The sequence below is a fragment of the Pseudoalteromonas sp. MEBiC 03485 genome, assembly GCF_004195145.1.
GTDB classification, from domain to species: Bacteria; Pseudomonadota; Gammaproteobacteria; order Enterobacterales; family Alteromonadaceae; genus Pseudoalteromonas; species Pseudoalteromonas apostichopi.
The window spans coordinates 1,602,635-1,627,083 of record NZ_SGBT01000001.1 but is presented as its reverse complement, the minus strand read 5'-3'; the positions used below and the strand labels follow the sequence as shown (position 1 = coordinate 1,627,083).

Below are 24,449 nucleotides of genomic sequence, written 5' to 3'. Positions count from 1 at the left end.
GATTTACAGCCAGTAAGGGTCTGTATTAAATGAAGCGTGGCGACTTTGCTCCATTGCACTCACTAAAAATTCAGACTTTTGATCAAGCCATGATTGAATTTTTGTCAGCTCTAAGTCGTCTTGTCCTGCACATAATTGCTTTAAGTACTCAAGGGTACTTAATTCATAAATACCATGCGAGATATCGACCCACGGCATACGAAACTCATTTCGATCCTCTCTATCGAACAAAGCCCCTAAGCAGTTGCCGCTAAGTAATGAGTTTTCAAGACGCGTGCGCAGTGCCAAATAATCTTTATCTGTAAACACTTGCTGATCAGGAATGAGCTCGTGCATGTCGTGCCAATCTTTAGCAAATAAACGCTTAGCAATATCGGCAACCGGTTTTTCCGCAGCCTGAAACTCAGCTTGCCCCCATGATTTGCGCCATTGCTTTTCAATTAACCACGTCGTTAGCTGTAATAGCAAGCGGTTGTACCGGGTGCTATGGAATAGTGTTTCAATATCGTCAATGCTTGGCTGTAGTTCTTTTAAGTCATTAATAACCTGTGTGAGCTCTGGCGCACTGTTGATTTTTTTGTAGTATGCATGGCGCTTTGAGGTGTACGTTTTTAGCTGAATTGCATTTTCAACCCAAGCTAATTCACTTAATAACCACTTTAACTCAGTGCGCAATGATTCAGTGTCGTCTTTGCTAACAATGTCGTCAAAAAGCCAAAATGTATGACGAATTAAACGAATACCGTCGGTCACACGCTTAAGCGTTTTTAAACTCGGTTTAATGAAGTAACACGCTTCATGTTTTTGTACAAAACGAATCGCGTAGTTGATACTTTCAATTAATGCTTGCTCTTGCGTAGCATCACGTTTTAACGGCACAAAGCCGATTGATTTACTTGCTTTTAATGGCTTGTCATCGGCAAGCCCATAACCACGTGCAGCTTTAGAATAAAGACCTAAGCGAACATGACTCTCACTAACTAATTTATCCGCTAATGCAAACAGTTCATTGCGGCTACCTTCGATAAGTTCGATTTCAAGTTCAGAAATTGGCTCAACCTGACCCGATGCAGCAACTTCACCTTTATCTAACACCACTTCAATTTTTGCACCATTTTCGGTTTCGAGTAACCATGTACGGCGAATGAAATTTGTACTAAAAATTGGGTATAGATTCTCAGCAATGGCAGACACTTGCATTCCATGCGGCCAAATAGCGGCATCAAAAGCAAGTAAATCAGGGCGATTACCTGTGAGTGGCAAGTTGTATTCAGGGCGCTGATGAAGACCACCAACCACTTCGCCGGCAAGTTTGATGGTTTGCTCACAATCACTATCGCAACAACGAGTACGTAGGCCAATATCTAAAGCACGTAATTCTCGGCTTGGCGTATCGTAATAAGCATTTTGTAAGCTTCGCGACGGTTTATTAGTAACGGTTTTTGCAAATTGGGTAATTAATGCGGGGATCAGTGGAACAACGGCATCTGACACCAAAAACTTCAGTTCTATCTCAGTATCCATTCGTTTTGCGGAGTACATTTAAAATAAATAAGTGCTCAAAATAAACAAAGCAGCTACTTAATGCAAATTTTTTCCTGATTTTTGCGACCAAGTCTAATCACGGATTACAATATCAGCCTTGCTATTGATAGTTGAAATCCCTACTATCTCTATACTTAAAGAAATTATAAATTTAGCCACTTCTAGGCAAGATCACATTAACAAGGTAGATTGATGTTAAAACAGTGTATTTTTGGGTTGCTCCTTGCGGCCACCTCTTTTATTAGTTACGCAGAAGAAGCGCCAAGCAGCGACAGCCAAAACACCGCCTATATAGTCGATAACCTGTACACCTTTATGCACTCTGGTCCAAGCAAAAACTACCGTATACTGGGCTCAGTCGATGCAGGTACACAAGTTATGTTGTTATCGGATGAAGATAATGGTTACTTTAAAATTCGTGATGATAAAGATCGTGAAGGCTGGGTAGAAGCAAAATTCGTAACCGAAAATGCAGGTATCCAACAACAATTTCAAGCCCTAAATAATGATATGACGTTAATGCAAGAGCAACTTCGTCAAGCAGAGATTGAGCTGCCGCAATTACAAGAACAAAATAGAGCACTGACAGATCAAAACCTAGCACTTAGCAAGCAAATCGAAACCCTTAAGAACACCATCGAGTCTGAGCGTAATGCAAAACAAACCGCAAGTGCTAAAGAGAAACGCCAGCTATTAACTTATGGCGGTGCCATTGCATTTATTGGTTTACTGTTAGGCATTATCCTCACTGTAGTGTTATCTCGCCGTAAACGCTATGACGGCTGGGCATAACTGGTAAAACTGCAAAAAAGCACCTATTGGTGCTTTTTTTGTATCTATATATCGAATCTAAGTCCGGTATCTTGTTTAATTTTTTCGATAACCATATAAGTATGATGTGTACCAACCCCCGGAATATCAACTAAATCTCCCAGCACTTGGCGGTATTCATCCATATCAGAGACTCGCACTTTTAATAAATAGTCATAGCCACCAGCAACCATGTCACATTCAACGACTTGAGGAATATTTAAAATATACTCGCGAAACACTTTAAAAACTGATGTATTAGATGTCACCAAGGATACTTGCACGTGCGCTAACAAGCTCTGGTTAAGTTTACCTTCGCTAAGCTTTGCGTAGTAGCCTTCGATGTAGCCTTCTTGCTCTAAACGTTTTACACGGTCTAGACACGGGCTTGGGCTCAGGTTTACCTGTTTTGCGAGGTTTACGTTCGATATTCTGCCATTTTTTTGCAGAGCGTCTAAAATTGCTAAATCGATGCGATCTAACATGCGTAATCTATTCGGACTGGTCATAACAGAATTTTATGCGGCTAAGTTAACGGTATGCCCTGTAAATTATCGTAAATCGAAAAATTTAACCAGCATATTCTGCTGGATTTTAATTAGAATGCACGAATTATATCAATGGTAAGAAATGCAATTAGTTCATTTTTTAGACTCCACACACCAGAGGGTTACATATGCTATTTAATGGCGATTTGACAACTGAATGTCCAATTAGACAAAAGATCCGTGATTTCTACCGTATTGACGAAAATGCGGTTATTGATCACATTTTGCCTTTGGCTGAAGTAGGCGTGAAAGCGCGTAGCCGAGCGTGGGAACGTGCTCGTCAAATGGTTTTAAATATCCGTCGCGATCAGGATGGTCAAAGCGGTGTAGATGCACTATTAAATGAGTTTTCACTTTCAAGTGAAGAAGGCGTTGTTTTAATGTGTCTTGCAGAAGCACTATTACGCGTTCCAGATAAAGCGACGCAAGAGTCACTAATTCGTGACAAACTTGCTAAAGGTGACTGGAGCTCTCATTTAGGTAGCAGCGATTCTTTATTTGTAAACGCCTCATCTTGGGGTCTGTTAGTAACCGGTAAAATGGTTAATTACAGCGACAAATCGAAAGAGCAACAGTTCGGTGTGCTTAAGAAAACAATAGGTCGTCTAGGTGAGCCTGTTATTCGTAAATCTGTGAACTTCGCGATGAAGATCATGGGTAAGCAATTCGTTATGGGTCGTACTATTGACGAAGCAATTGAACGTGCAGCGGATAAAGAGCAAAAAGGCTACGTATATTCATACGATATGCTAGGTGAAGGCGCGCGCACCATGAAAGATGCTGAGCGTTACTTCCAAAGCTATATGACTGCTATCCACGCAATTGGTAAAGCGGCAAATGGCCGTGGTCCAATCAAAAGCCCGGGTATCTCAGTTAAGATATCTGCAATTCACCCGCGCTATGAATTCACTCATCGCGAGCGTGTTATCGCTGAAATCGTACCTAAGTTAAAAGAGCTTGCGCTTGCAGCGAAAAGCTACGATATCGGCTTTACTGTTGATGCTGAAGAAGCTGACCGTTTAGATATCTCACTAGATGTGATTGAAGCAGTATTTAGCGATGACGATTTAGGTAACTGGAACGGCTTTGGTTTAGCAGTTCAAGCATATCAAAAACGCGCTATTTTTGTGGTTGAGTGGGTTGCAGAACTTGCTCGTCGCGTTGGTCGTAAATTAATGGTTCGCCTTGTAAAAGGCGCATACTGGGATACCGAAATCAAAACGACTCAGCAAGATGGTTTAGATCACTACCCTGTATTCACACGTAAAGCGACCACTGACGTTTCTTACAAAGCGTGTGCTATCAAACTACTTGAAGCTCGTGATGTTCTGTATCCGCAATTTGCTACACACAACGCATATACTGCAGCAACAATTTTAGAAGTCGCGAAAGGCGACAACGAAGGTTTTGAGTTCCAACGCTTGCACGGTATGGGCGAGTCATTATTTGATCAAATCGTTGAGAAAGAAAAAATTCAATGTCGTGTTTACGCACCAGTTGGTCAGCACGAAGACTTACTTGCGTACTTAGTACGTCGTTTATTAGAAAACGGTGCTAATTCATCATTCGTAAATGCGATAGTTGATACCACTAAGCCTGTTGAATCACTATTACCTGATCCTGTCGAAACGCTGCAAGGTTTACGTAATAAATACAATACGCAAATTAAAATGCCAATTGATTTATATGGTGAAGAACGTGCTAACTCAAAAGGCATGGACTTGACTGACATCAATGTAATCACACCATTTAAAGAAAACCTTGATACGTGGTTTGAAGAGCATCGTATTGAATTAAGCGATGTGCCTGAAGGTTCTATCCCTGTGAAGAACCCTGCAAACCATAAAGAAATCATTGGTCATGTGAAATTACAATCATCAGAAGAGATGACTGCACTTTTAGAAAATGCAGAGAAAGCATTTGAATCATGGTCACAGACACCTGTTAAAGAGCGCGCAAACTTACTACGCCGCGTTGCTGATATCCTAGAGCGTCACCACGATGAACTTGTCGCTATTTGTATTAAAGAAGCAGGTAAAATTACCCAAGATGGTATCGATGAAGTTCGTGAAGCAGTGGATTTCTGCCGCTACTACGCAGCACGCGCTGAGGAACTATCAGAAGATGAACGCTTTGAAGCGCGTGGTGTGATCTTATGTATCAGCCCATGGAACTTCCCGCTTGCTATCTTCTTAGGTCAAGTTGCCGCAGCAATCGTAACTGGTAACACAGTTATTGCTAAACCTGCTGAGCAAACCAGCCTAATTGCTCTTCGTACCATTGAACTTATGCTATCTGTAGGTTTACCAGAGCATGTTGTACAACCTGTTATTGCTCGTGGTAGCGAAGTAGGTAAAACTATCGTTCCTGATGAGCGAATTCAAGCTGTTATGTTCACAGGTTCTACAGAAACAGGGACTCTCATTTCGCAAACACTTGCTGCGCGTAACGATATTCAAGTACCGCTTATCGCTGAAACCGGTGGTCAAAACTGTATGATCGTTGACTCAACAGCTCTACCAGAACAAGTTGTTGATGATGTGATCAGTTCAGGTTTCCAAAGTGCTGGTCAACGCTGTTCTGCACTACGTGTATTATTCTTACAAGAAGATGTTGCTGATGGCATCATTGAGATGCTTAAAGGCGCTTTAAAAGAGCTTCACGTTGGCGACCCTTCATTACTTTCAACGGATATCGGTCCTGTTATCGACGAAAAAGCACTTAAAAACTTAACTGACCACGTTGAGTACTTAAAAGGTAATGCAACACTTCACTATGAATGTGCAATTCCTGATAACAGCGAAAACGGTGCTTATTTCTTTGCACCTCGTTTATACGAGATCAAAGATTTATCGGTGCTTAAACGCGAAGTTTTTGGCCCGTGTGTACATATCATCCGCTTCAAAGGCACAGAGCTTGATAATGTGATTGATCAAATCAATGGCACTGGCTTTGGCTTAACCATGGGTGTGCACTCACGTATCGAAGAGCGCTGCGAGTACTTAGCGAAAATGTCACGTGCAGGTAACGTTTACATCAACCGTAATATGATCGGTGCGATTGTTGGCGTACAACCTTTCGGTGGCCGTGGTTTATCTGGTACAGGCCCTAAAGCCGGTGGCCCTAACTACTTACAACGTCTTGTGAAAGAAAAAGCATCACCAGATAACGTACAAATGACAAATCTAACACCTGATGAGTTAGATACTCACCACTACTCAGGTGCTGCTGAGCAAGTTGCTAAGCTGATGGATAACTCATTACGTGATGAAAAAATCTGGCGTGCAACACCACTTAACGACCGAGTTTCTGCTGTTCGTCAATTACTTGCAAAAGTAGCGACTGTTGAAATCATTGATGAACTTGCTGATGACTTAGCGTTAACCTTAGCTGATGCACGTGCACAGCTTAACCGTCTTGAAAAACACATGCGTAAACACACTGTGTTGCCTGGGCCAACGGGTGAGTCTAATACGCTGCACTTAGAGCCTCGTGGTTGTGTAGTTTGTTATGCCGACAAGAGCACATCGTTTAACTTCTGGGCAATTTCAATTATCACAGCATTAGCTGCTGGTAACACAGTAATCACGGTTGCTTCTGAGTTATTCTTTGATGAAGCAGTTGCATTTAGAGATAAGTTTATTTCAACAGGTATTGCTGAGGGTGTATTCCAAGTTGCTAAACCTAATCAGTTACAAGCAATTTTAGCACATCCTCACCTTGCTGGTGCTGTTGTAGCTGCACGCTCATCACGTTTAGGCTACTTCAGCCAGCAGCTAGCACAGCGTAAAGGTGCGATTCTGCCAGTGATCAGCTCAGAGTACTACGACACGCTAATCAAGCGTTTATTAACTGAGAAAACAATTAGTGTTGATACAACCGCATCTGGTGGTAACACATCACTAATGACATTGGTTGAAGACGACGAGTAATCGTATTGATTAAAGGAAATTAACCCCTCCTGAGCTAAATAAAAGCCCTCGCAATTGCGAGGGCTTTTTGATTTTTAAAGATACCTTTTCATTATTCTTGTTTACCGAGATACAGATTTTCTGCTAGTTTTATAGTATTGAACTCGATTAGAAGTAAAGGCCTTGAAAACACTCCCTATCAATCAACTTAAGCCGGGCATGTTTGTCCAAAGTGTAACGAAACAGACTGGCAAGATCCGTATTAAAAACCAAGGTTGGGTAAAAACACAGGGAAGCATAGACAAGCTGATCAAGGCTGGCATATTAGAAATAGCTATCGACCCAAACAAAACACTGACTTTAGACAGTGAGAATAAAGTGGTTGAGCAGCAAAATAACCCACAACCTGCTGACGACACCACTGCTTTTGATCCCTGGCACACCACTCATAGTGTGTCGGCAGAAATGAGTAAGGCAAATAGCTTATATAACGAAGCAAAGTCATTACAAAACAAAGCCTTTGACGATATACGTGATGGTAATAAAATTGATATAGCTCCTTTTAAAGACCTAGCAAACGGTTTTATTGATTCGGTTTTTCGTAATCAAGACGCCCTCGCCTGTATCACTCGTATGCGTGAGAAAGATGCTTATCTACTTGAGCATTCAATCAACGTATCAATTTTAATGAGTATTTTTGCCAAACATTTAGGGATAGAAAGATCGATAATCCAAGAAATTGCCACAGGTGCATTACTGCACGATATCGGCAAAATTAATATTCCGGATGAAATTCTCAATAAGCCAGGCAAGTTAACAGATGACGAATATAAAACCATTCAAGATCATGCTCGCTTTAGTAAAGAGATTTTAGAGCAAGCAGGCTTGAGCGGGATTGCTGTTGATATAGCAGGGTTCCACCATGAGCGCCTAGATGGCAGTGGCTACCCATTTGGTAAAAGCGCTGATGAGATAAGCTTGTATGTGCGAATGGCATCGATTGTTGATGTCTATGATGCATTAACCGCTGAGCGGGTCTATAAAGCAGGTATGGAGCCAATAAAGGCGTTTAAGATACTTAAAGATGGCTGCCCAGATAGCTTTGATGGAGACCTAGTAACCAAATTTATACAGTGTATCGGTATTCACCCTGTTGGCACCTTGGTAAAACTTGAAAGCCAAAAATTAGGAGTGGTAACACGTAGTAACCCTACCAGCCCATTAAAGCCCTCTGTAAAGGTTTTTTATAATGCCAAACATGCACACTATACCGAAGTACAAGATATCGATTTAGCAAACAGCCGCTGTCACGATAGCTTAGAAGCAGCTGTCAGACCGACTGACTTTAATATCGATCTGATCCGCTTCTTTAAGAACTCTATTTTACCTTAGCCCTTAGTAAGACTGGCTATTCAGGCCAGTCTTGTAATGCTTTTAATGTAAACTCATAACCATCGTAGCTTAATAAAGTTTGCTCTGGGGTGATTTCAACCACAGATAACACGCCGATGTTATCTCCTTCATATAACTCTCGGCCATTAAGCTTTATCCAACGCTTAGACGTTTCTGAAGCATAGATGTGTGCTTGGTATTTAATTGTTGGAATAAGGCTTTGTAATGCATCTGGCAAGAGTTCAATAGGCTCTGCATAGGACGTGTTTTTAGTACTTCGAGTAATATCGACACTACGTTTGCTGTCAACATCTTCAACAGCCTTAGCAAAAGCGTCTTTCAATGTATCAGACACATCTCTTAACTCATCATTGGCTGATGATGTAGAAACAGGTTGAACTGGCTGACTACCGAGTGGTTTACCAAGCACCTTATATTTACTTAAATCGACACCGTTACTACTCATTTGTTGAGGATTAATTTGCTGCATTGGTTGCGAGAACTGTGGCTGTGATTGATACGCAGGCTGATTTTGGTATACCGGTTGCTGGTACTGAGGTTGTACTTGATAGCCTTGATTGGCGTACACAGGAGCTGAATTAACTGGCACTTGCACCCATTGATATTGCTGACCTTGCACCGGAACTTGCTGCATCATTTGTTGCTGTACCGCTGCTTGTTGCATTACTTGACCTTGCTGAATCGCAGCTGCTTGTCCTACATTATTTGTAGCTTGCTGAGGTTGAATTTGTGCTACTTGCTCTTGTTTAGCAGGCTGTTCGTTTTCAGGGCTTGTCTTAATCTCAGTCGAGGTGCTTTCGGCCACTTCATTGTTGTTATTAACGACCTTTGGCTGCTCGGCAAATGGTTTAGTTTTCTGTAACCATTTACCAATCGAAAATCCAGCCATAAGCGTTAATATTGCCGCTAGTAATAGGCCAAATAAAAAAGCTAATCGACGATAACGTTTAAGTTCTTGCTGTTGTTTGAGCGCTAGTGCAGCTTGATCGTGATCAACCGCGGTTTGTTCGTGCTGACCAGACTGTTTAATTGCATCTAATAATAATGACATAAATGTAAACTCGTTATATTAGGTAGGATAAACCAATACCCATCCCTAATACGGCTAAAAATGAAACTGGATAAAGCCAAACATAACTCGGCTCTTTATTTTCTACTGCAGCAACAGGAGTGCTGGTTGGCGGTAGTGCTTCGGCGGCAGAGCGCATCACAAGCTCACTGTCAATACTCAGTTTTTGTTGAGAAAACGCGCCGACTAGACAACGCTCACACAGTAAATTGATTAACCTTGGAACGCCTTGAGTAACTTGATAAATCGCTTTTAATGCATCACCCGAGAATAAAGCTTGTTCTGTCCCCGCTTTAAACAAACGATGCTTAACATAGGCAAACACTTGCCCTTCAGTTAGTGGCAATAAGTGATAACGCGCAGTGATTCGCTGAGCAAGTTGTCTTAATTCAGTGCGTTTTAGTAGCTCTTGAAGCTCCGGTTGCCCTACTAACACAATTTGCAGCAGCTTCTTATGATCTGTTTCGATATTGGTTAACAGCCGCAACTGTTCTAACACATCTGGCGCGAGTAGTTGTGCTTCATCAATAATTAAGATGGTATGGCCGCCTGCTTGATTATTTGCCTCAAGGTGTTTTTTGATTACATCAGTGAGGGTCTTTAAGGTCGCATTAGTGCTGTCATAGTCGATATTCAATTCATCACAAATACTGGCAAGCAGTTCAAGCTGTGACAAAGCAGGGTTATGAATTTGTGCTACTTGAGTATTTTCAGGTAGCTGCTCTTGCAGGCTTCTCGTTAGTGTTGTTTTACCTGTACCGACTTCACCTGTTAATAAAACGAAGCCACCCGCTTCACCTAATCCGTAGGTAAGGTGTGCTAATGCCTCTTTATGACGCTCACTAAGAAATAAATACTCAGGATTTGGGGCAATTGAAAAGGGTTTTTCTGACAAGCCAAAATAGCTTAAATACACCGTGTTATTCCTTGCGTTTAAAATCACGGTCTATAATGGCAAAAAACCTCGCTACTTAAAACCTTGTTTACATTTTATTGGTTAAATAACGTAAAATAGCCAAAAGGCAAAATTAGAGGTGTTTTATGCAGGTTTATTTAGTCGGTGGCGCAGTCAGAGATGCCCTACTTGGTCGTGACATTAAAGAGCGTGACTATGTGGTGGTTGGCGCAACGCCTGAGCAACTTATTAGTCAAGGCTATCAACAAGTTGGTAAAGACTTCCCGGTATTTTTACATCCTCAAAGTAAAGAAGAATACGCGCTAGCTCGCACCGAGCGAAAACAAGGCCAAGGCTATAACGGCTTTATTTGTGATTTCGCGCCGGATGTGACACTAGAGCAAGACTTAATTCGCCGAGATCTCACTGTAAATGCCATTGCACAAGCTGAAGATGGCAGCTTAATTGACCCTTTTTCTGGCCAACAAGACTTAGAAAATCGCTTACTTCGTCATGTTTCTGATGCCTTTAGTGAAGATCCATTGAGAATATTACGGGTAGCCCGTTTTGCCGCTCGTTATCATTACCTAGGTTTCACTATTGCTCCAGAAACCAAAGCTCTTTTAATTGATATGGTGAAGGCGGGTGAACTTAACACTCTCACCGCTGAACGAGTGTGGTTAGAGTGCGAAAAGTCTCTCAGTGACGGTGCATTTAGCGAGTTTCTAAATGTGCTTGCTAGTATTGGCGGTCTGCATGTCGTAAGCGCGGAGCTTGAAGAAAAGTGGTGCGATGAGCTTTACAACACGCTACAAGCACGCTTTGCCTATGCTAATAAACTGCAAATTAATGACATTGCAGTGTTATTCAGTCAAGTCACCTTATCGCTTTCAAGTGACGAGATAAAGATCATTGCAACTAGCATACGCTTACCTAATGAAGTACGTGATTTAGCGCTATTTAGTCAAATACATCAAACAACGTTAAGCGCAGAAAAACCGACTAGCGAGGCTATTTTTAGCAGCTTTAATCAACTTGATTTATGGCGTCGCCCAGAACGCTTTGAACAGGTATTAAAGGTTTTAGAGGTTAGTCATCAACAGTCAGTTGCCTGCTATGAGTCAATAATAAAAGCAGCAGCGCAAGCGCGTGCAGTTAATCCGCAGCAGTTTATTGCGCAAGGTATTAAAGGGGCAGAAATAAAAACCGCGCTTGAGCAAGCGCGGTTAGAGGTTATTAAAAATTACTTTTCGTAGCGCACCAAACGCAAATAAACATCAGATGTTTTTGCATGAAGGCTATTTATGCCTTTATCAAATTGATACACCCAAGCAAGATCAGTGCGACTGATCCCTGAAGTGCTACTCCAATAGTTTTGCAGCTTAGTTGATAAAAACGCCGTTTCGTTAATACTAGGCTGCACACAACTGTGCTCTAAAATGCTTGCTAACTCCTTAACATTTGGCACATGCCAATCGCTGTAATCAGCAAAGGTTGCATTTTCAGCCCCGCGCAGTGCCTCACCCCAGGTAAGTTGCTGGCTGGTCCCTTCACAGGTATCCGTTTCACTATTATAGCTTTGACCAAATGTACAACGTTGCCACATAAGGCCCGTTGCGCTGTCGCTGACTGTACCATCTTCGTTAATCACAAAACGGCTATCAGGGGTGGTCTCTGTGACGGCGTTATAACATACTTGCGCTGCGACATAACCCGATTGCAAAGCAATAACGGTAAGTGCGGTAATTAAAGGTAACTTTCGCATATTACTCTCCCGGCGTTCTGACTAAGCGCACAAAGGCGGTGTTATTTTTGGGGTACGCTAAATCATTAGCACTACTCATATCAATAATATAGGCCTGCGATAGACTTGTACCATCTGCCGCTGTTTGTGAGGTCCAATATGGCATAAACGAACTGCTACTAGTACTTAGCTGAGTATCACTAGGCTGATTAGGGAAAAAGTCTGTATTAAGTAACGTAGACTCACCTTGTTTGGCATAATCTAATAGCCCTAATAATTCAGTGTAAGTGGGCACACGCCAGTTTGTACCACCGCAAAAGTCGCGGCTATTTACATCATCAATATAAGTTTGCAAGCCACAGTTACTAGTACTTGGGCATGTAGAGCCCGCAGCCCCTTGTACACTGCCAGTTTGCACTCCAGTTGAACCATTTAGATACCAAGTATAATGATTTGATCCAGCACGCTCGGTGGTTGACGGTGGCAATGTTGAACTTGCTTCTTTCACTTCCCATATAAGCCCTGTCACGTTATCGCGTACGCAGCTAAAGCGAGTAGCATCATCAGGTAGTTCATCGGCAAATTCATTCATTTTCGTAAAATCAAACGCCAAGTCACCCTGACCAACTTTATCGAGTTGATTTGCGACGCTGTCACGACCTATATCAGCGTCTTGGCTTGGAAAGTCTTCGCTGTCACAATTAATTTTTTGTGAGTTGTTGTAGCAATCACTCATGCCGGTATCATTAATTAAACCCAGAGGTTTTGGGCTTATATCTATAATCACAATATCCGTGTCGCTACGTGATTTACTGTCTGTCACGGTAACTTCAAAGCTCAGCTCTGAATCGGTATCAACATCAGGAGCGACGAAAGTTGTGATACATTGATTCTGGTTTGCCAAAGTCACTGTTTCGCCTGTTAATTGCTGCCAAAAACATGATTTTGTTGCCGTCACGATTTCACTATTGCTAGCATCAAGCGTCACGGTATCAAACTCGATAACTTGTTGATCAACGCCCGCATCAGCAATAATTACTTCAACCGTTTTATTTAATGTAAACGACGCTTCAGTGCTCGCTGAACCACCTTCATCGTCGGTTACAGTCAAGCGCCAAGTCATCGCTGTATTTGATTCAAGTAGTGGGTGAGTGAAACTAATGGTTTGCTTGTCGTAACTATCAGCCGTTAATTCAGGGCCATCAAGTTGAGTCCATAAGTAGCTATCAACCGAACCATTTTCATCGATATCAGCAGACTCTTCGCCACTTAATGTAATCACATCATTGTATTGTGATGGTAACTCTTCTGGCGCGGTTTGAGTGATCACTGCAACTGGCAGTTGATTATTAGAGGTAATAAAAATACTAACTTGATCGGAAACAAGTTGCCCATCAGTTTGATAATTTACTTTTAAAACAAGTTCAGAGTCGAGTTTAATATCAGGAGCGGTAATGGTTTGTTCTGCGCCTTCAGCTGGAAAGCCTTCTACTGCTGGGCCACTGACTCGCTCCCAGGTAAAAGTGCCATCTGCTGGAGAGCCTTTGGCAAAGACAGTAAATTCACTTTTTTCAATAATTTGCTGATCTGAGCCTGCATTAACTGTTGCTGCGACTGGATTCGAATCACTCGAACCACCACCGCCGCCACAGGCTGTTAATGTCGTTAATGCAACTAGGGTAAGAGGCACTAATCTCATGTTTACCACCTTAAAATGCAAAGTCGGTCATGGCCGACTGCCAAATAAGCTAATAACAAGCAATTAAAGTGCCAGACTCGGGTTTATAAATAACTTTCTTGATGGATACGAACGAAAAGCTTTGTACCTACTTTACTGTAATCGACTTTGTATTCTCTGCCATCGAGGGCTTGGATAAACAACAAACGTTTTTCTTCTGCAAATACATCAGGGCTTGCTACATACACCATCTCTAAGTAGCGCTCTTTGGCTTCACGACGGTTTTTTGGCAGGTCGTCTTTAAACGGCTCTAAACCATTTTGAGTAACTTTAATGCGTGGGTGATTCTCACCATTCACAACCACTAAGTCGAGTTTTTTATCTTTGTGTATTATTGTGTTTCGACCGCTTTTAATAAAAGAACGTTCTTGACTCATAGTCTTATCCTGCTACTTACTGCACCTAACTGCTTACTTTTTCTGTAAACGCGCCTCAATAAACTCATTAGGATTCAGTTTCCAACGATTTAAATCAGCACTAAATTGCCAAATATCAACATCAAGAACATTGGCTGGCAACAATAAATCGTATCCTGTTAATTGCCTTAAATGCTGCGTACGATTAGCAAACATGGCAATCAATCCTTTGTAAAGCTGACCACTAGGGGCAGTGTAGTCCGTCTCTTCTATTAACCATTCTGATGGGCAATCACCATTTTTGCAATATTTTTGAATGACTTGCATAAATAAATGACGTTGCTCTATCAGTAATCGTCCAGCAATTCTCGGGGAAATCTGAGTTAAAAATTCATCTATGTTATTGAGTTTAATACCAACTGCGTTTAACTCAAGGTATTCTAAGCCTTGTTCCACTTTTGGTATACCACTATGATGAAAATTAGCACGATTTAGCTGCCAATTCCCAATTTTGTGATGATAAATAAGTAAATTCTGAGTAAATGTTAGGCTAAAGTATGGTTCTTGAGTTTTTAAAAAGCCAATAAAAATTGCGGCAATACAGGTTGTTGCTAAAAAAATCTCAACAATGCTAATTTCACCGGGCCTCAATAAGTTAACCAACATAATAATGATTAACCCAATACCGCCAACAATTAAAAACTCGCTGCCATGGCGAGATGCTTGAGCACGCACTTTGAGTGCAGGAAGTTTCTTATCCATATACTGAAAAGTAAAAAATAAACATCACAATTGTGACCAAAACTATCTTTCTAAGCGTTAAACAATAATTACACTTTGGTTCTTTACCCATACTAAAACCTCTCTTTTAGTCACAATAAAGGAACAAATTAGCCGAACTTTTAACTTTTACGCCAAATGCACAAATTTATGAGATACCTGACATACGGGGCACGTACTAATTTTGTACACTACACTCAACTAATTTTCTGGTAACACGATGATGTATTCTACACAATCTGGTAAAGCACTTTTTCCTTTTATTATTACCCTTTTACTTGGGTTATGTATTTATTTGTATTTACCTTCAAGCCAAGGGGAGCAAAGCAACTTTGGCAACCGTGCAACACAAGTAACAGCGCACACTGTTACAGCCGAGGAAAATGCAGTACTCATTGAAGCAATTGGTAGCGCTCGTGCTAACCAAGCGATTTATATTCGCAGCGCGCAAAACGATTATGTTACCGATATCTTTTTCAATGATGGCGACTTAGTGAGTAAAGGTCAAAAACTAGTTCAATTGCAATCTCAAGAAGAAGAATTAGCAGTAAAAGAGCTAAGTATTAATTTACGCGAAGAACGCCGCCAACTTGAGCGCCTCACTGAGTTATCTCGCTCACAAGCGACTGCTAAATCATTACTTGAAGAGCAATTATCGCGGGTTGACGCAACCGAAGCACAACTTGAAAGTGCTAAAACAAAGCTGGCAGAAATGACCATCAAAGCGCCATTTTCTGGCTTGCTAGGCAAGCGCGAAATTTCAATTGGTACTTATGTTAGCAATACAACAAACATTACCACACTTGATGATATCAGCATTATTAAGGTCGACTTTAAAGTGCCAGAAAAATACCTAGCTCAGTTGCAGCTTGGTATGAAAGTGATGACGCAAAATGATGCCTACCCAGAAAAAACCTTTAACGGTAAAGTGACCCACATTAGTTCTCGTATTGATTCTATAACACGTAGCGTTGAAGTAACTGCAAGCTTTATTAATAAAAGTGGTTTATTGCGACCAGGCATGTTGCTGAACACGGCGTTAGAGTTAAGTTCAAACCAAGCGCTAATGGTGCCAGAGAAAGCCGTAATCCCTCAGCAAGACAAACACTATGTGTTCCAAATTGAAGATGGCGTTGCTAACAAAGTAGAAGTACATGTGGCAGGTCGTCACAATGGCTGGGTAGCCATTGATAAAGGCCTTGAAAGTGGTCAGCAAGTTGTGACTGAAGGCATTATTAAGATCCGTACTGGCAGCAAAGTAAGTATCAAGGGCTAAACCATGAAAATTACTGATACTAGCGTTAAACGCCCGGTCTTTGCGATCGTAATCAACCTGTTATTACTTACCTTTGGTTTGGTGGCATTTTCTATGCTCCCACTGCGAGAATACCCGGATATTGAAACACCGATTGTCAGCGTTAGCACTGATTACACTGGTGCCAGCGCAGAGATTATTGAAACCAAAATCACCCAAGTACTCGAAAACCGCATTTCGGGTATCGAAGGCATCAAAAGTATTAATTCATCGAGCCGTAATGGTCGCTCAAATATCACCATTGAGTTTAATATCAGCCGTGATATCGATGCTGCATCAAACGATGTACGCGAACGTGTAGCCCGTGCCCTAGATAGCTTACCTGAGCAAGTTCGCCCGCCAGAGGTATCTAAATCAAACAGCGATGAAAGCCCAATTGCATGGTTCGTACTAAACAGTACTACCATGGATTCATTACAGTTATCTGATTATGCACAACGCTTTATTGTTGACCGATTAGCCGTTGTTGACGGTGTCTCAAACGTGCGTGTTGGTGGTGAACGTAAATACGCAATGAAAATCTGGTTAAACCGTAAAGCGATGGCTGCACGCGGTATAACCAGTAGCGATATCGAAAACACGTTACGAACTGAAAACGTTGAATTACCCGCTGGAGAAATCGAGTCTATCGACCGTGATTTTACAGTACGTACCGCCCGTAGTTATAAAGATCAGCGAGACTTTAGAAACTTGGTTATTAAACGTGGTGAAGATGGCTATTTAGTACGTTTAGGTGAAGTGGCTGATGTTCACTTAGAAGCCGCTGACGACGAAAGTCTGTTTCGCGGTAATGGCAGAAATATGATTGGCTTAGGCATTGTAAAGCAGGCCAAAGCCAATACTCTTACCGTCGTTGATAATGCCCGCGCAGAACTTGAAAAAATCAAGCGTAACCTGCCAGAAGGCACAACCATTCAAGACAGCTATGACTCATCTATTTTTATCAAAGAATCAATTGATGAAGTATATAGAACGCTTGGGATTTCAATGGCACTGGTTGTATTGGTTATCTACCTATTCTTAGGTAATATTCGTGCAACACTGGTACCTGCAGTCACGGTACCAGTAGCGCTAGTTGGTAGCTTTATGTTCTTGCTTGCTATGGGTTACTCAATCAACTTACTGACTCTATTAGCTCTCGTTCTTGCGATAGGTTTAGTCGTAGATGACGCAATTGTAATGCTTGAAAATATTCACCGCCGAATAGAGTTAGGTGAACCGCCTCTTCTTGCTGCGTTTCGTGGTGCCCGTGAAGTTGGCTTTGCGATTATCGCCACTACGCTCGTACTAATTGCAGTCTTCGTACCGCTGGTGTTTATGGATGGCCGTATCGGCGCACTATTCACCGAATTTGCTATGGCAGTAAGCGCCGCAGTGTTCTTCTCTAGTATTACAGCCTTAACCCTTTCTCCGGCACTTTGCTCAAAAGTACTGAAGCCATCAGAAAAAGAAAGTAAGTTTAGCCAGTGGATGGATAGAACATTTAACAAAATTGAAAACGCCTATCGTAATTCACTTACTTCAAATATGAGTCGTAAGTGGAGCTTACTACTAATGATGATTTTGGCTGGTGTTGCCAGCTTTATGCTATTTCAAAAAGTGCCATCAGAGCTGACGCCAAAAGAAGACCGTGGAACATTCTTTATTATGATGAGCGGCCCAGAAGGCGCTAGTTATGAGAATAATGCGGCTAACATGGCAAAAATTGAAGAGCGTTTGATGCCTTACTCTGAATCTGGTGAATTAAGTCGCGTGCTTATTCGAGTCCCGGGTTGGGGTGGTCAAGGTGGCGTGGCTATCATAGGAATGGCTGATTGGGATAAACGCAAGCGCTCAACTTGGGAAGTAATGGATGAAATTAGCGGTAAGATGACGGAAGTGACCGACGTACGGGCTTTTGCGATTATGCGCCGTGGTATCGGTGGCGGTGGTTCATCACGCCCAATTGAGTTTGTATTGCAAGGTAACGATTACGATCAACTAGCTGATTGGCGAGACCGTATTATCCAGCGTGCAGAGAAAAACCCTGGTTTGGTGAGAATCGACCATGATTACAAAGAAACCTTCCCGCAGTTTTTAATCAACATTGATAAAAACAAAGCTGCAGATTTAGGTGTTTCTGTATCTGATGTAGGTCGCACGCTAGAAACCATGTTAGGCCAACGTCGCGTAACGACCTTTATCGACCGCGGTGAAGAATACGATGTAATTTTAAAAGGGACCAAAGAAGATTTTGCTAACCCGACTGATATTTCAAATATCTACTTAAAATCACGCAGTGGCGAATTGGTTCCGCTAGATAGCTTAATTAGTTTAAAAGAAGAAGCCACTGCGTCTCGTTTGAACCGCTATAACCGTATGCGCGCAATTACGTTAAGTGCGAATTTAGCAGATGGCTATACCTTAGAAGAAGCGCTGAACTTCTTAAATCAAGTTGCGGCTGAAGAAAATGACATAGACGGTGCAATTGACTACAAAGGTGAATCGCAACTATTCTATGAAGGCGCATCAGCAATGACCTATGTATTCATTCTTGCACTAACTGTAACTTTCTTAGTACTTGCAGCCCAGTTTGAAAGCTTCATTCACCCGTTTGTGATCATGCTTACCGTTCCGCTTGGTTTAGTCGGCGCATTATTTGGCTTATGGTACACAGATCTCACTCTGAATATTTACAGCCAAATTGGTATCGTAATGCTAATTGGTTTGAGTGCGAAAAACGGTATTTTGATTGTTGAGTTTGCTAACCAACTACGCGATAAAGGCGTTGAGTTTGACGAAGCGATTACTCAAGCAGCTACGCAGCGTTTACGCCCCATTATCATGACCTCACTGACCACTGTAATGAGCTCGGTACCGCTAGTACTTGCAAGTGGCCCAGGTGCAGAAAGCCGTATGGTAATTGGTGTGGTGGTATTTACTGGTGTTATTGTTGCAACCTTACTTACCTTATTCGTAGTACCTGCAGCATACAGTGCGCTAGCCAGAAATACCCAGTCGCCTGAGTACTTACAAAGCAAGTTAGAACAACAGGCAAAAGATAAGCCGTTAGAAGAAATTTAAACGAGTTTAAGATGTTACAAAACGCCGTCTTTACGGCGTTTTGTTTTTTCAGCTATAGTCAGCAAAAAGGTAAGGAAGTTAAATATGGATAACAACATACAAATAGCTACTTTTGGCGGCGGCTGCTTTTGGTGTATTGATGCAGCATTTAGACGTGTGAAAGGAGTACTTAATGTCAGCTCTGGCTATGCTGGCGGCGAGATTGAAAACCCTAGTTATCAGCAAATTTGTACTGGCTTAACAGGTCATGCCGAGGTTGTTCAGCTTGATTTCGACAGCAGTGTTGTGAGCTATAACACCCTACTTGAAATGTTCTTCACTTTACATGATGCCACACAGTTAAACCGTCAAGGTAATGATGTCGGCACGCAGTATCGCAGTGTGATTTATTATCATGATGAACAACAAAAAACTGAGTCACAAGCCATGATTGATGCTTTACAAAAGCAAATTCGTGAACCCATTGTGACTGAACTCAGCCCTCTATCAAACTTTTATCCTGCAGAGCAGTACCACCAAGACTATTACAATGAAAACCCGAATCAAGGTTATTGCAGCATACTTATTGCCCCAAAGCTTGCTAAGTTCGAGCAATATTTCGCTGATAAACTAAAATGAAAAAAGCCCGCTAAGTAGGTAGCGAGCTTTTAGACGCAGAACTAATAATGAAGCTGAGCTTGTTTTTTACTTATACAAATGACATGAATGGGCAAATTAATGTCAATTACTCGCTTTAAGCAAACAGCTCAGCTGGCCTTAATAACTATTAGAACTGATAACGGGCACCTACAAACAAGCGGCGCTCAGCCGTGTTGTAGTAGTAATATTCATCGTTGATGAAGTCACCATCTAAGTCAGTGCCATAAGCATCAACGGCGTTGTAATCTTTATCGAATAGGTTTTCTATTCGTAGTGACACAGTTAAGTTGTCAGTCGCTTGGTAGTGACCTACTAAATTCCATAATGTATATGAAGGTAAGTGCGTTAACTTACCATCACGATCTCCACGGTATTGCATATCGATACCGGCATCAAAATCACCCCATGCTTTGTGCAATGACCAATTCACACTGTGATTTGACACATAGGTTAGTGACTGACCTGTTTGTGTATCTTCCGCTGAAAGGTAGGTAAAGTTAAAGCTATGATCAAAGCCAAACACTTGGTTTTTAAAACTAAATTCAACACCTTCGTGGCGAGCTTCGTTTATATTGGTTGGGATCCATTGCCCTGATGCATTTGGTGCCCAAGCGATTTTATTGTCGATTTCGCTGCGGAAAATCGCAATATCAAGACTAATATCATTCACATTGAGTGATAAACCAAGCTCTTGGTTATCTGATGTTTCAGGGTTTAACTCTGGATTACCTGAGCCTGGGTAATATAGATCATTAAATGTTGGAGATTTAAAACCAGTACTTTGACTAACACGGAATGTGGCGATGTCATTTAAGTGATAGCCTACAGCTGCAGTGTATGTTGTTTCATCACCAAACTGCTGATCATCATCTTGGCGAACTGTCAGGTTAGCGAGTACTTGTTCGTCATCATAATATGCGCCAACAAACACAGCGAATACTTCACGGCTGTCTTTTAAGTATGTACCTGAGTTAGTGTTCACTTCATCTTTATACCAATTCAAACCGCCACTAAGAGTCAGTGCTTGATTGAAAAAGTATTGGCCATTGTAATCGATTTGCTCACGCTCAGTTTCAAACTTATCAACCACCGTTGCACCAGTGTAATCAATACGTGAGTCATCTGAACTATCACTTGATATGGCAATATCGATGGCATGGCTGTGTTTTTCGAAGGCTTTTTTCCAACTTAATGAAGCTTGGTAATTTTCGAACTCGCCTTTTTCTACGGTACTGTTTGCTGGGCTATAAGCACTGTCGTATTTGGCTTCGCCTTCTGAGTACTGTGCTTGAGCTAAAAATTCACCTAATTGCTCATTTTGATAACCTAGATTAAAGCCAAGGTTTTTGTTTTCGTAGCCGTCTTCATCTGGCGCTAGACCTTGAAGAACATCAAAACCATCTGTTTTTTCATAACCAGCATTAACAGCAACATCAACACCCGCAAACTGACCACCCGTCGCTACTTGGTACTCTTGATAAGAGTCTGAGCCAAAAGTCACGTCTAAGGTCGTGTTTTGTGCTTTACGCGTAATGATATTAATCACACCTGCTAGCGCATCAGAGCCATATACAGCAGCACGTGAGCCTTTAATTACTTCAACATGCTCAATACTGTTTAAAGGAATATTGCTAATACTTTTATAACCAAGTGTTGCAGAGCCTGTACGTACACCATCAATTAAAATAAGCGTATGACGAGAGCTTGCACCACGTAAAGAAACACCTGAGCTTTGCCCAAAACCACCATTAGCATTAATTTGAAAGCCTGCTTGAGTCGCCAGTAAGCTTGGTAAGTCACGCACATAGCTTGCTTCAATATCAGCACGGTCAATAACAGTGACACTGGCTAATACATCATTAATTGATTGTTCGAATTTATTGGCAGTAACTGTGATGTGCTCTATTGATTGCTCGTCAGCAGATACAGAAAAAGATAACGCAGCAGCAACCGCTACGCATAACGCAGATTTATTTAGCATGATATCCCCTAGCCTGTGCCCACCGCACACGCGAATAGTAAGTTAATTCAAGGCCGGTCTCCGGACTCTGTACATGCATGGCATATACATTACCGTTGCGGGGGCAGTGTTGGCATTGTTTTCTCCCTGAAAACGCACCGACTTCCCGATTATCTTGCGACTATTTCACCCTTTGAAATATAACGTATCTGAAGATACAGCAAGCACCTCGAAAATAGGCCGTTATTGTGATGATTTTGGGGAAGAAAGTCAATGGACGGCTATACTTCTAAAGCAAAGCTTTAAGCCTAAAGCTTCAAACTGTAAGTGGAGTCAGATCAAAAAAGCCAATCAGCATGGTGATTGGCTTTTATAAAACAATGATTACCAGAAGTACTCGTGAGGTTTTGAATTTCCTAACGGAAAAACAATTCCTTCTGGGTCAGCACCATTCAGCACAAGCTTGCAAAGAGCTTTATTTAAGCGTCTTCTTGGCTTGGTCATCGTCATTTTCACCCACCAACTTGGTGTTTGTTGGTAAAAATAAGTACTGTGTGGGCCTGTGTATTTTCTGTTTATTTTACCGTGTTTATTACGGTCAATTGTTTTGTTCTTTACTGACATAAATATCCTCTAGCTGAAAATAGCTAGAAGATATCTTTTTCTCTGTAACCTAATATTCGTCTCAAAATACGCTCCTTGTAAAGTTCAGAAACTTGCAGGTTTATAGCTTAAAACCTACAGCTCAAAGCTATAAACACAGAGTATTAATCGCGGAAGTTTTTGAACTGGAATGGTTGACCTAAATCAGCAGTACGAACAACTTGCATTGCTTCTTGTAAATCATCACGTTTTTTACCTGTTACACGTAATTCTTCACCTTGAATAGCGGCTTGTACTTTGATTTTTGAGTCCTTGATTAATTTAACGATTTTCTTCGCTACGTCTTTTTCAATACCTTGCTTAAGCGCAACGTCACGCATTACGTATTTACCACTACGCGACTCATCTCTTAATTCTAAGCTAGATACATCTAAGCCACGCTTTGAAATTTTCGCAGCAAGAATGTCAAAAAGTTGCATAACTTGTTGTGGTGCTTCTGCTTTTAACTTGATTACTTTATCACTTAGTTCGATTGATGCATCAACACCACGAAAATCAAAACGCGTCTCTAGTTCACGCTTTGCATTATCTACTGCATTCTGCGCTTCGTTCATTTCTACTTCAGAAACAATATCAAATGAAGGCATGGGGTTCTCCTAACATAGTCTTTTTTAAATTCATTTATGGTTGGCAATTATAACGCTTATTTGTCGATTCTTTCTATTTTTATCCGATTTGTTCAGGTGCGATGCAAAAATTGTTTGATATACTGACCATTCAATTTCGGCATTTTTAGGGTTTATTGTGACAAGGCGTGTTTACCAAGTTATCTTTTTAGCCAGCATTATTGGCTTTACAATTTTATTTGCCAAAGAAATTAAAGGGGTGAGCAACCTCTTTCCACACGTAGATAAAGTGGCGCATTTTGGTATTTTCTTTGTACTGGCTATGGTGATGGACAAAGCCTTTAAATTGCCTCTTTTGGTGCAAATTTTACTATTAGCCGGATATGGTGCGGCCATAGAGTTTATGCAAGATATGCTGCCTTACCGTCAAGCTTCGGTTGGGGATTTTGTCGCTGATTTTATCGGTGCTGTAAGCTATTTTATTATAAAACTTGGTTTTCATGTAGGTAGTAAGCAACGTAATGGCTAACATATTAATTGTTGGCGACGGTGCGATTGGCTTGTTGTTTAGCCATTTTTTATCTGCACAACATGACATTACATTGCTGACCCGTAAGCCAACCCTGACCACGCGCTTTTATCAAGCCAGTAATGGTAAATCACATCCAATTAAAGCTCGCCTTATTCACCACAAAGAGCTTAGTCAATCCGCCCCCTTTGACTTAGTATTAATCACAGTTAAAGCATTTCAGGTGCAAGCTGCCTTTGGACAAATAAAACCTTACCTTAGTAAAAAATGCCAAATCGTTATTTCTCATAATGGTATGGGTAATGTTGATGAAGTTAATGCCCAGTTGTTAGACTCTCAAGGATTAGCGTTTTTAACAACGCGTTTAGCTGGCTTTAAAACAACGCCTTATAGTGTGAGCCATACTGGTAATGGCGAAAGCGTGCTGGGTGCTTGCAATAACGCTGCGAGTGGAAAGCTCAATGAGCTAAAGCAGCAGTTTAGCTACTTGCCACACTTTTCTGTTAGTGATGATATCCACTCATTGCGTTGGCAAAAGCTGTTAGTGAATATTGCCATAAACCCGTTAACAGCGATTCATAACATTAAAAATGGCCAATTACGTGCACCGCAATTTAGTACTCGTATCATTAACTTGCTCAATGAAGCATGCCTTGTTGCCAATAAACAAGGTGTTGACGTAAAGCTTAGCGAGGCACTGGACCAAGCCTATTCAGTGATGACGGCAACCGCTGAAAACTTTTCTTCTATGCAGCAAGACATCAGCCATAATCGAGAGTCTGAAATTGATGCAATTTGTGGTTATGTGTGTGAACAAGGCGCTAAATTAGGCGTAAAAACACCTTATAATCAAGCAATGCTTAGCATGATAAAAATAAAAAGTTAGCTAAGGGAAAGAGTAAAGT

General features: G+C 41.4%; 20 protein-coding genes and 1 riboswitch. Of the genes, 9 read left to right on the top strand and 11 right to left on the bottom strand.

Going from position 1 to position 24,449, the window contains the following annotated elements:
* Positions 1-3: 3 nt before the first annotated feature.
* On the bottom strand, positions 4-1,524 hold the full coding sequence (locus EVU92_RS07505) for a CYTH and CHAD domain-containing protein (RefSeq protein WP_130050684.1): 1,521 nt from the start codon (positions 1,522-1,524) through the stop codon (positions 4-6).
* A gap of 213 nt (positions 1,525-1,737) precedes the next feature.
* Here EVU92_RS07505 and EVU92_RS07500 point away from each other — a divergent pair, with 213 nt between their 5' ends.
* A complete protein-coding gene (locus tag EVU92_RS07500; protein WP_130050683.1) occupies positions 1,738-2,337 on the top strand; it encodes a TIGR04211 family SH3 domain-containing protein in 600 nt (199 codons plus the stop codon).
* 44 nt (positions 2,338-2,381) lie between these two features.
* Here the strand turns inward: EVU92_RS07500 and EVU92_RS07495 are convergent, their stop codons facing one another.
* Positions 2,382-2,864 carry a winged helix-turn-helix transcriptional regulator gene (locus tag EVU92_RS07495; RefSeq protein WP_130050682.1) on the bottom strand — a complete coding sequence of 161 codons (483 nt, stop codon included), beginning with the start codon at positions 2,862-2,864 and terminating at the stop codon, positions 2,382-2,384.
* 167 nt (positions 2,865-3,031) lie between these two features.
* On the opposite strand from EVU92_RS07495, the gene putA reads away from it, so the two are divergent.
* Both putA and EVU92_RS07485 read left to right on the top strand, forming a co-directional pair.
* Complete coding sequence (gene putA, locus EVU92_RS07490) at positions 3,032-6,835, top strand: bifunctional proline dehydrogenase/L-glutamate gamma-semialdehyde dehydrogenase PutA (protein ID WP_130050681.1); 3,804 nt, start codon at positions 3,032-3,034, stop codon at positions 6,833-6,835.
* 162 nt (positions 6,836-6,997) lie between these two features.
* Positions 6,998-8,206, top strand: a complete 1,209-nt coding sequence (locus EVU92_RS07485) for an HD-GYP domain-containing protein (RefSeq protein WP_130050680.1) — start codon at positions 6,998-7,000, stop codon at positions 8,204-8,206.
* Positions 8,207-8,222: 16 nt separating this feature from the next.
* Here EVU92_RS07485 and EVU92_RS07480 read toward each other — a convergent pair whose 3' ends face one another.
* Entirely contained in the window at positions 8,223-9,278 is a 1,056-nt protein-coding gene (locus tag EVU92_RS07480; RefSeq protein ID WP_130050679.1) for a general secretion pathway protein GspB, read from the bottom strand.
* A 13-nt stretch (positions 9,279-9,291) separates the two neighbouring features.
* The gene (locus tag EVU92_RS07475; protein ID WP_130050678.1) at positions 9,292-10,212 is read right to left on the bottom strand and encodes an AAA family ATPase; all 921 of its coding nucleotides are present in this window, start codon (positions 10,210-10,212) and stop codon (positions 9,292-9,294) included.
* A gap of 125 nt (positions 10,213-10,337) precedes the next feature.
* Between EVU92_RS07475 and EVU92_RS07470 the strand changes: the two genes are divergently transcribed.
* Positions 10,338-11,447 (top strand): tRNA nucleotidyltransferase, encoded by a 1,110-nt coding sequence (locus EVU92_RS07470; protein ID WP_130050677.1) that lies wholly within the window; start codon positions 10,338-10,340, stop codon positions 11,445-11,447.
* Here the strand turns inward: EVU92_RS07470 and EVU92_RS07465 are convergent.
* From EVU92_RS07465 to EVU92_RS07450, 4 genes are all read right to left on the bottom strand, one after another.
* Positions 11,435-11,956 (bottom strand): DUF1566 domain-containing protein, encoded by a 522-nt coding sequence (locus EVU92_RS07465; RefSeq protein ID WP_130050676.1) that lies wholly within the window; start codon positions 11,954-11,956, stop codon positions 11,435-11,437. The genes EVU92_RS07470 and EVU92_RS07465 overlap by 13 nt on opposite strands.
* A 1-nt stretch (position 11,957) precedes the next feature.
* A complete protein-coding gene (locus EVU92_RS07460; protein WP_130050675.1) occupies positions 11,958-13,634 on the bottom strand; it encodes a DUF1566 domain-containing protein in 1,677 nt (558 codons plus the stop codon).
* An 83-nt stretch (positions 13,635-13,717) separates the two neighbouring features.
* The gene (locus EVU92_RS07455; protein WP_130050674.1) at positions 13,718-14,050 is read right to left on the bottom strand and encodes a hypothetical protein; all 333 of its coding nucleotides are present in this window, start codon (positions 14,048-14,050) and stop codon (positions 13,718-13,720) included.
* Positions 14,051-14,083: 33 nt separating this feature from the next.
* The gene (locus EVU92_RS07450; RefSeq protein ID WP_130050673.1) at positions 14,084-14,791 is read right to left on the bottom strand and encodes a DUF2982 domain-containing protein; all 708 of its coding nucleotides are present in this window, start codon (positions 14,789-14,791) and stop codon (positions 14,084-14,086) included.
* 241 nt (positions 14,792-15,032) lie between these two features.
* Between EVU92_RS07450 and EVU92_RS07445 the strand changes: the two genes are divergently transcribed.
* The 3 genes from EVU92_RS07445 to msrA all read left to right on the top strand — a co-directional run bounded on the left by EVU92_RS07445 (position 15,033) and on the right by msrA (position 19,805).
* A complete protein-coding gene (locus EVU92_RS07445; protein ID WP_130052251.1) occupies positions 15,033-16,085 on the top strand; it encodes an efflux RND transporter periplasmic adaptor subunit in 1,053 nt (350 codons plus the stop codon).
* 3 nt (positions 16,086-16,088) lie between these two features.
* The gene (locus EVU92_RS07440) at positions 16,089-19,187 is read left to right on the top strand and encodes an efflux RND transporter permease subunit (protein WP_130050672.1); all 3,099 of its coding nucleotides are present in this window, start codon (positions 16,089-16,091) and stop codon (positions 19,185-19,187) included.
* 84 nt (positions 19,188-19,271) lie between these two features.
* Positions 19,272-19,805 carry a peptide-methionine (S)-S-oxide reductase MsrA gene (gene msrA, locus EVU92_RS07435; RefSeq protein ID WP_130050671.1) on the top strand — a complete coding sequence of 178 codons (534 nt, stop codon included), beginning with the start codon at positions 19,272-19,274 and terminating at the stop codon, positions 19,803-19,805.
* 148 nt (positions 19,806-19,953) lie between these two features.
* Here msrA and EVU92_RS07430 read toward each other — a convergent pair whose 3' ends face one another.
* From EVU92_RS07430 to EVU92_RS07420, 3 genes are all read right to left on the bottom strand, one after another.
* Positions 19,954-21,807 (bottom strand): TonB-dependent receptor, encoded by a 1,854-nt coding sequence (locus tag EVU92_RS07430; RefSeq protein WP_130050670.1) that lies wholly within the window; start codon positions 21,805-21,807, stop codon positions 19,954-19,956.
* A gap of 33 nt (positions 21,808-21,840) precedes the next feature.
* Positions 21,841-21,995, bottom strand: a riboswitch (cobalamin riboswitch).
* Between the two features lie 175 nt (positions 21,996-22,170).
* The gene (locus EVU92_RS07425) at positions 22,171-22,410 is read right to left on the bottom strand and encodes a hypothetical protein (protein WP_130050669.1); all 240 of its coding nucleotides are present in this window, start codon (positions 22,408-22,410) and stop codon (positions 22,171-22,173) included.
* Between the two features lie 143 nt (positions 22,411-22,553).
* Positions 22,554-23,036 (bottom strand): YajQ family cyclic di-GMP-binding protein, encoded by a 483-nt coding sequence (locus EVU92_RS07420; protein WP_063703177.1) that lies wholly within the window; start codon positions 23,034-23,036, stop codon positions 22,554-22,556.
* A gap of 157 nt (positions 23,037-23,193) precedes the next feature.
* Between EVU92_RS07420 and EVU92_RS07415 the strand changes: the two genes are divergently transcribed.
* Together EVU92_RS07415 and EVU92_RS07410 are read left to right on the top strand one after the other, a co-directional pair.
* Positions 23,194-23,544 carry a VanZ family protein gene (locus EVU92_RS07415; RefSeq protein ID WP_130050668.1) on the top strand — a complete coding sequence of 117 codons (351 nt, stop codon included), beginning with the start codon at positions 23,194-23,196 and terminating at the stop codon, positions 23,542-23,544.
* Complete coding sequence (locus tag EVU92_RS07410; protein WP_130050667.1) at positions 23,537-24,430, top strand: 2-dehydropantoate 2-reductase; 894 nt, start codon at positions 23,537-23,539, stop codon at positions 24,428-24,430. The genes EVU92_RS07415 and EVU92_RS07410 overlap by 8 nt, the downstream gene beginning before the upstream one ends.
* Positions 24,431-24,449 lie beyond the last annotated feature (19 nt).